The organism is Shewanella sp. HN-41 (genome assembly GCF_000217915.1).
Classification (GTDB): domain Bacteria; phylum Pseudomonadota; class Gammaproteobacteria; order Enterobacterales; family Shewanellaceae; genus Shewanella.
In genome coordinates, this window is the sequence record NZ_AFOZ01000039.1 from 1 (window position 1) to 5,954 (window position 5,954).

General features: G+C 45.6%; 8 protein-coding genes. 1 reads left to right on the forward strand and 7 read right to left on the reverse strand.

Annotation, left to right across the window (positions count from 1 at the left end):
- Nucleotides 1–11 precede the first annotated feature (11 nt).
- From SOHN41_RS14525 to SOHN41_RS14535, 3 genes are read right to left on the reverse strand one after another with little or no spacing between them, the layout of a single operon-like run.
- Nucleotides 12–749: a TIGR04219 family outer membrane beta-barrel protein gene (locus SOHN41_RS14525; RefSeq protein WP_007650361.1), complete on the reverse strand. Its 738-nt coding sequence runs from the start codon at nucleotides 747–749 to the stop codon at nucleotides 12–14.
- A 2-nt stretch (nucleotides 750–751) separates the two neighbouring features.
- Nucleotides 752–1,720 carry a DUF2333 family protein gene (locus tag SOHN41_RS14530; RefSeq protein ID WP_007650362.1) on the reverse strand — a complete coding sequence of 323 codons (969 nt, stop codon included), beginning with the start codon at nucleotides 1,718–1,720 and terminating at the stop codon, nucleotides 752–754.
- A gap of 11 nt (nucleotides 1,721–1,731) precedes the next feature.
- On the reverse strand, nucleotides 1,732–2,214 hold the full coding sequence (locus SOHN41_RS14535) for a copper chaperone PCu(A)C (protein ID WP_037459270.1): 483 nt from the start codon (nucleotides 2,212–2,214) through the stop codon (nucleotides 1,732–1,734).
- A gap of 34 nt (nucleotides 2,215–2,248) precedes the next feature.
- On the opposite strand from SOHN41_RS14535, the gene SOHN41_RS14540 reads away from it, so the two are divergent.
- Nucleotides 2,249–2,986 (forward strand): enoyl-CoA hydratase, encoded by a 738-nt coding sequence (locus SOHN41_RS14540; RefSeq protein ID WP_007650366.1) that lies wholly within the window; start codon nucleotides 2,249–2,251, stop codon nucleotides 2,984–2,986.
- 166 nt (nucleotides 2,987–3,152) lie between these two features.
- On the opposite strand, the gene SOHN41_RS14545 is transcribed toward SOHN41_RS14540, so the two are convergent.
- The 4 genes from SOHN41_RS14545 to SOHN41_RS14570 all read right to left on the reverse strand — a co-directional run.
- Nucleotides 3,153–3,353 carry a PspC domain-containing protein gene (locus SOHN41_RS14545; protein ID WP_007650367.1) on the reverse strand — a complete coding sequence of 67 codons (201 nt, stop codon included), beginning with the start codon at nucleotides 3,351–3,353 and terminating at the stop codon, nucleotides 3,153–3,155.
- 153 nt (nucleotides 3,354–3,506) lie between these two features.
- The gene (locus SOHN41_RS14555; protein WP_007650368.1) at nucleotides 3,507–3,797 is read right to left on the reverse strand and encodes a hypothetical protein; all 291 of its coding nucleotides are present in this window, start codon (nucleotides 3,795–3,797) and stop codon (nucleotides 3,507–3,509) included.
- Nucleotides 3,798–4,007: 210 nt separating this feature from the next.
- A complete protein-coding gene (dusA, locus tag SOHN41_RS14560; protein WP_007650375.1) occupies nucleotides 4,008–5,027 on the reverse strand; it encodes a tRNA dihydrouridine(20/20a) synthase DusA in 1,020 nt (339 codons plus the stop codon).
- 328 nt (nucleotides 5,028–5,355) lie between these two features.
- Nucleotides 5,356–5,954: IS3 family transposase (locus tag SOHN41_RS14570; protein ID WP_037459276.1), on the reverse strand; the 599-nt coding region annotated here is incomplete at its 5' end.

Here is a 5,954-nt window from a genome sequence, read left to right on the forward strand (position 1 = left end):
GATGGGGATGATTAGAAATCAATTTCTACACCCGCAAAATAACCATCGAACTTAGTGTCGGCGCTGATCCCTGAGAAGTTATTCACATCGAATAAAAATTCGCGGTAACCCACACGCACACGAGTATCGACCGCAACACCATCAAACTCCCAGCCTAGACCTACAGAGTAATCGTGTACGCTCGACTCATTGACACCAAGCATTAAATCCGCAAAGCCAAATAGACCTAAGCCTGGCATACCAATATGCGTACTGGCATAACCCATCACAATACCGCTATCAACATCGATCTCTTCTGGGTGACCCGCGTCTTGTACGCGCATAGAACCGTGCATCAGTTTATAGGCTGCGCCGAGATCGAATGACACTATGTCGTTGTCCAGCAGCTCGTAGTAGAGCACAAAATCTGTGTTGCTCAGATCGGTATAGCTGGTCACATTGCCAGTAAAATCATGGCCATTGAAGCTGAAGTCAGCGTTCGTCAAACTACCTTTTTGATCTAGGCTATTTTCACGGATTTTAACATTCGGAATAAAAGGTAACGGATGTTCAACCGCGAGCCAGTAACTGCCTTGGGCCGATGAACTGTAGTCAAAAGTTTGCTGGGGTTGACCTTTATCGGCAAAAGTACCGCTAGTATCGGCGTCCCAGTAGTCACCGCCAATTTTAAACCCAACCACAGTGGCCGCTTGGGCGGAGGTGGCCATAAAAAATCCTAATACCGCACTGGCGAGGAGTGTTTTTTTCATAATTAACCTTGAGATAGCAAGTTCGTTAAATCAATCACCGCGGCATTTGCACGGGATACATAGTTAGCCATAACCAATGAATGATTAGCGACTAGACCAAAACCACTGCCATTTAACACCACAGGGCTCCAGACCGTTTGCTGAGTCGCCTCTAACTCACGAATGATTTGTCTTAGGCTCACTTCAGCATTTTTCTTTTTCAAAACGTCGGCAAAATCGACTTCCACGGCACGCATAAAGTTCAGCAATGCCCAAGAAGCACCTCGGCTTTCATAGAACACATCATCGATTTTCCACCAGCTCGTCTTGACCTGATGGCTCGCTAAATTGGGGGTCGATTGGCGCGCAGCATTATCACCAGCCAAATCGGTGTTAAGGCGTTCTTGGCCAACACTGGCCGATAAACGCTGAGACATGCTGCCTAAACGCTTTTGCACCTCTTTTAACCATTCATTGAGATTGTCGGCACGGGCATAAAACTGTGCATCTTGGTTATTAGGATCCATCATGCGAGCACGGTACAGCTTCAGTAACTTTATCGCATCGCGGTATTCGCTTTCCGCGCTAGGCACTAGCCAACTTGTATGGTCGATATTGAGCTTAGCTTGCGCTTCACCTAAATCTTTATCGGCCGCCGATTGGGATTGGGATCGACTAAACTCTTTGCGCATGATCAGCGCCAGATCGCGCGCTTGCTCAAGAGCGCCGTATTCAAAGGCAGGCATGTTATCCATAAAAATAGAAGGTGGCATCACGTCATTGGATAACCAACCACCTTGCTTATCCAGCAGGGTTTCTACCGTCAAAATCAATGATGTTGTCGTAGCATAACCAACCACATTTTTCTCTGTGGCCGTAAGCTGTTGAGGATTGATAGGATCGGGTTCGATACTCCACCACACACTCACGCCATAACCGACTAAGACTACAAATAAACCGACACCGATAACTTTTTTCCATGTAATTTGCATCAAGCGACTCCTTAATGATGGTGATGATGCTCTTGCTCTGCAGAATTTTCAGCTTGTTTGCTCACGGGTAATGTGATCGACATTTGTTCACCGTCATTGAACTGTAATTGCAGATCCACTTTTTGATCCAAAACGAGGGGAGCCTTTAACCCTAACAGCATAACGTGCTCGCCCGATGGTGAGAGTGTCAAACTTCCATGGGATGGAATATCAAAACCTTCGACCTGACGCATTTTGACCATACCTTGTTCTTCAATAATAGTGTGCAGTTGAGCTTCCTTTGCCACACTTGTTGATACACCTGTTAGGCGGACTGTTTTCTCTGTGTGGTTTTCGAGCGTAAAGTAGGCTGCAGTATTGGGTACCGTATCCGGCATAGCTCGGACATGGCCTTCGGTCATGACCACACTCGCCAACACAGAAAATGATGCACAGGATAATGCGAGACAATTAAACATCTGTTTGAATATTGGTTTCAATGTCTTAAACTCCATGTCTACCCAATGTCGTCGTAAAGGAAAACAACCCATGAGTCATATACAGGTTCGGGATGATCAGGGCGTGCGTATTATCAGCTTTAATCGCCCCGATAAACGCAATGCACTTGATCTTGATATGTATAAACAACTGACAGAATACCTGATCGAAGGTGAGGCAGACAACGACATTCGTGCCTTTATGCTCCACGGCCAAGATAATTGCTTTACCTCAGGGAATGATATTGCAGAATTTTTAAAAAATAGTGACTTAGGTCCAAATCATCCCGCGGTACGTTTCTTATTTTGTCTATTAGAACTCAAAAAACCTCTGGTCGCCGCCGTGTCAGGGGCTGCGGTTGGTATTGGCACAACCGTACTGCTGCACTGCGATTTAGTGTATGCCGATAACACCGCAAAGTTTCAACTCCCCTTTGTCAACTTAGCGCTGGTGCCTGAGGCTGGCGCAAGCTTACTTCTGCCTGAACTCGTGGGTTACCAAAAGGCGGCAGAACTACTGCTGCTCGGCGAAAGCTTCGATGCTAATACGGCCCACAGACTCAATATGATTAACGATATCATTGCCCAGGAAGAATTATTGAGTCATGCCCTTGCCCAAGCTAAAAAGCTGGCGAATCAGCCGCCACAAGCCCTGCAAACCACTCGCCAATTGATGCGACCACATAAAAACCGAGTGCAGCATCAAATGCATCAAGAGTTAGAGCAATTTAGTGTTAGGTTGAAGAGTGATGAAGCGAAAGCCAGATTTAAGGCTTTTCTTAAAAAGTAATGCTCACTTAAAACGTAAAGCACTGACTATTGGCATGGGGGTCTAAGCGCCCTCTTGTTGATAGCATCCCGCTATCCCATCGGAGCAATGGCAAAGTCCAATATGCCGCCCAGTATCGAATTATTCCAACATAACTATCTATTAGCCGATATTTATCCGCATGGATTTATATCGGTCTCTTCCATTGGTCAACTAATAGTGCCAATACGAAGTAAATCAATAAACTCACGCCAGGCATAAATACAATGGCTCCAGCCCATACTGCGCGAGTCCAAAAACAGGACCAACCAAATTGCCATGCCATTCCAGCAGCAACGCCACAGACTAGCCGTTCTGGATTTTCCATCCGCACTTTAGCTCGTTTCATTTTAATCTCCCACATAGCAAAGATACTCACTCATTTATCGCTGTAACAATGCCACTGAAACCAGCAGATAATTCCTGAAAACAACGCAAGGCTAATCACTGGTAGCAGTAGCAAGGTCATTAAGGGGGCTACAAACCACATAGGCAGCTCCTATTACTTAGCGCTATATTCGTTACTTGTGGCCGATTCGTCTTTATTGTCGGCACTGAGGCTAAGCTGACTATTGAAGTCATAGATACTTTCAGCAAGCTGAGTTTGTAGCGATAACACTAACTCACGTTTAGTGCTGGCAAGCAATTCTTGTGTCTGGGAGCTCAACGTTTGCTCAATAGCGCCTATAACATCCGATACTGGTGCGGCTTCAGCATGTACAGCAATGCTACCTACTAACGCACCGATTAACATACTCACTTGAACTGATTTTTTAAGATTTAAAGTAAACATGATGTCGTCCCTTTCGATTGATTAACTTGACATAGGGACTATTACAAAGGGCGTGCCAACTTATATATAAAAATGTAAAATATTGATATCATTGATAATAACATCATAAAATACAAAACTGCAGTCACACGAATAGCGTGGGGAATAATGAAGTGGTGAAAAATACTACTGACTTTAGCTAATTTCACCATCTTTTGATGTGTACAAAAATTAATCAATAATATCAGTCTGAATACTCTGTAATGCCTGTCTAACCACTTCAACACCCGCACCATTTTTATGGGCATTTTCGCTCAAATAACGACGCCAAGCACGCGCACCGGGTAAACCTTGGAATAGTCCTATCATATGGCGAGTAATATGATTGAGCCGCCCACCGGATTGAAGATGGGCTTCAATATAAGGCAACATAGTCTCAATCACAGCCTCACGACTTATTACCGCTTTTGGGCTACCACAGAGCATTTGGTCAACTTGAGCGAGGATATACGGATTTTGGTAAGCCTCACGTCCCATCATCACACCATCCAAGTGCTGCAAGTGGGTTTTGGCCTGTTCAAGGCTAGTTATGCCACCGTTAATGCTGATATTGAGTGTCGGATAATCACGTTTGAGCTGATACGCACGGTCATAATCTAAGGGGGGGATCTCGCGATTTTCCTTTGGACTTAAGCCCGAAAGCCAAGCCTTGCGGGCGTGAATAATAAACTCACCACAGCCCTTGGCCATAACAGTATCAATAAAGTGAGTCAAAAACTCATAGCTATCCTGCTCGTCAATTCCGATGCGCGTTTTTACCGTCACAGGAATATCCACCACTTGTTTCATGGCATCGACGCACTCAGCCACCAGCTCAGGTTCGGCCATCAAACAGGCACCAAAGCGACCGTTTTGCACGCGATCGGAAGGACAACCCACATTGAGATTCACTTCATCATAACCGCGCTCGGCGGCAAGCTTGGCGCAGCGGGCAAGCTCACTGGGATTCGAACCACCCAATTGCAATGCCAGAGGATGTTCTTCTTGGTTATAGGCGAGGTAATCACCACGGCCATGCAAAATCGCCCCAGTTGTCACCATCTCGGTATACAACAAGGCATTGGTCGACATCAAACGCGCAAAATAACGGTAATGACGGTCCGTCCAATCGAGCATAGGTGCAATGGAGAAGGTTCTATCAAGCAATTTCGTTGGTGCACATGGCTTTAAGTGGTGGTTTTCAATTTTCATTGTTTATCTTGAGTTACTTCTAGTTGCTTGTAATTGCCGTCAATTTCGTTATATGGAGCCCCATATAGTCCCCTTTTGGGGGTAGGACGAATTAAGGTTAATCTCATTCTATGGCGTCATTTACTATTGAAAAACGCGCTAAGGCAAACGGGGACTTTAGCTACCGTTGCACTATACGCGTTAAAGAAAGTGGGGAAATTATACATCGTGAGTCTAAAACTTTCAGTAAAAAGGAAGTTGCTAGAACTTGGGGCAAAGCCTGCTGCGATGCAATTGAAAATGATTCTGTACTGTGTCTAGTCCTGAAATAAGTTGACACTTATTTCCTTTAAAACGCCTGATGTACTTCATCGGGCGTTTTGTATTTTAAGGCCAGATGCGGCCGTTTGCGATTATATATCGCCACCGACTCTGCCACCATTTTCCTCGCCTCCCTTAAATCCTTGGGTTGACTCAGTAAATACTCGTTTTTGAGGATACCGTTAACCCGCTCTGCGAGGGCATTTTGATAGCAGTCGTAACCATCGGTCATTGAACATCGGACACCGTATTGTCGATGCAGTTGCTGATATTCATCCGAGCAGTACTGCGAGCCCCAGTCCGAATGATGAATTAACGCTTCTGCTCCACGCCGCTGCTTAAGTGCTTGTGTAAACGCCTGTTTCACCGATGCCGTGCGCATATTATCTGCCACATGGAAGCCCACAATTTTGCGTGAGTAGGCATCCGTTATCAAACTCAGGTAACTTTCACCGCGTTGCGTCGGTAAGTAGGTGATATCAGCCCCCCATAACTGCTCAGGCTTGGTCGCTTTATACCCTGATTTCAGTAAATTAGGATGGCAACGAAACCGATGATGGCTGTTCGTGGTGCGATGATATGCACGTTTGGTTGCTACCAACAGTCGATGCACGCGCAGCTGGGTAA

Bases quoted from the DNA above. Each gene is read 5' to 3' on its own strand.
- SOHN41_RS14525 (WP_007650361.1), bottom strand. From the start codon at position 749: ATGAAAAAAACACTCCTCGCCAGTGCGGTATTAGGATTTTTTATGGCC.
- SOHN41_RS14530 (WP_007650362.1), bottom strand. From the start codon at position 1,720: ATGCAAATTACATGGAAAAAAGTTATCGGTGTCGGTTTATTTGTAGTC.
- SOHN41_RS14535 (WP_037459270.1), bottom strand. From the start codon at position 2,214: ATGGAGTTTAAGACATTGAAACCAATATTCAAACAGATGTTTAATTGT.
- SOHN41_RS14540 (WP_007650366.1), top strand. From the start codon at position 2,249: ATGAGTCATATACAGGTTCGGGATGATCAGGGCGTGCGTATTATCAGC.
- SOHN41_RS14545 (WP_007650367.1), bottom strand. From the start codon at position 3,353: ATGAAACGAGCTAAAGTGCGGATGGAAAATCCAGAACGGCTAGTCTGT.
- SOHN41_RS14555 (WP_007650368.1), bottom strand. From the start codon at position 3,797: ATGTTTACTTTAAATCTTAAAAAATCAGTTCAAGTGAGTATGTTAATC.
- dusA (WP_007650375.1), bottom strand. From the start codon at position 5,027: ATGAAAATTGAAAACCACCACTTAAAGCCATGTGCACCAACGAAATTG.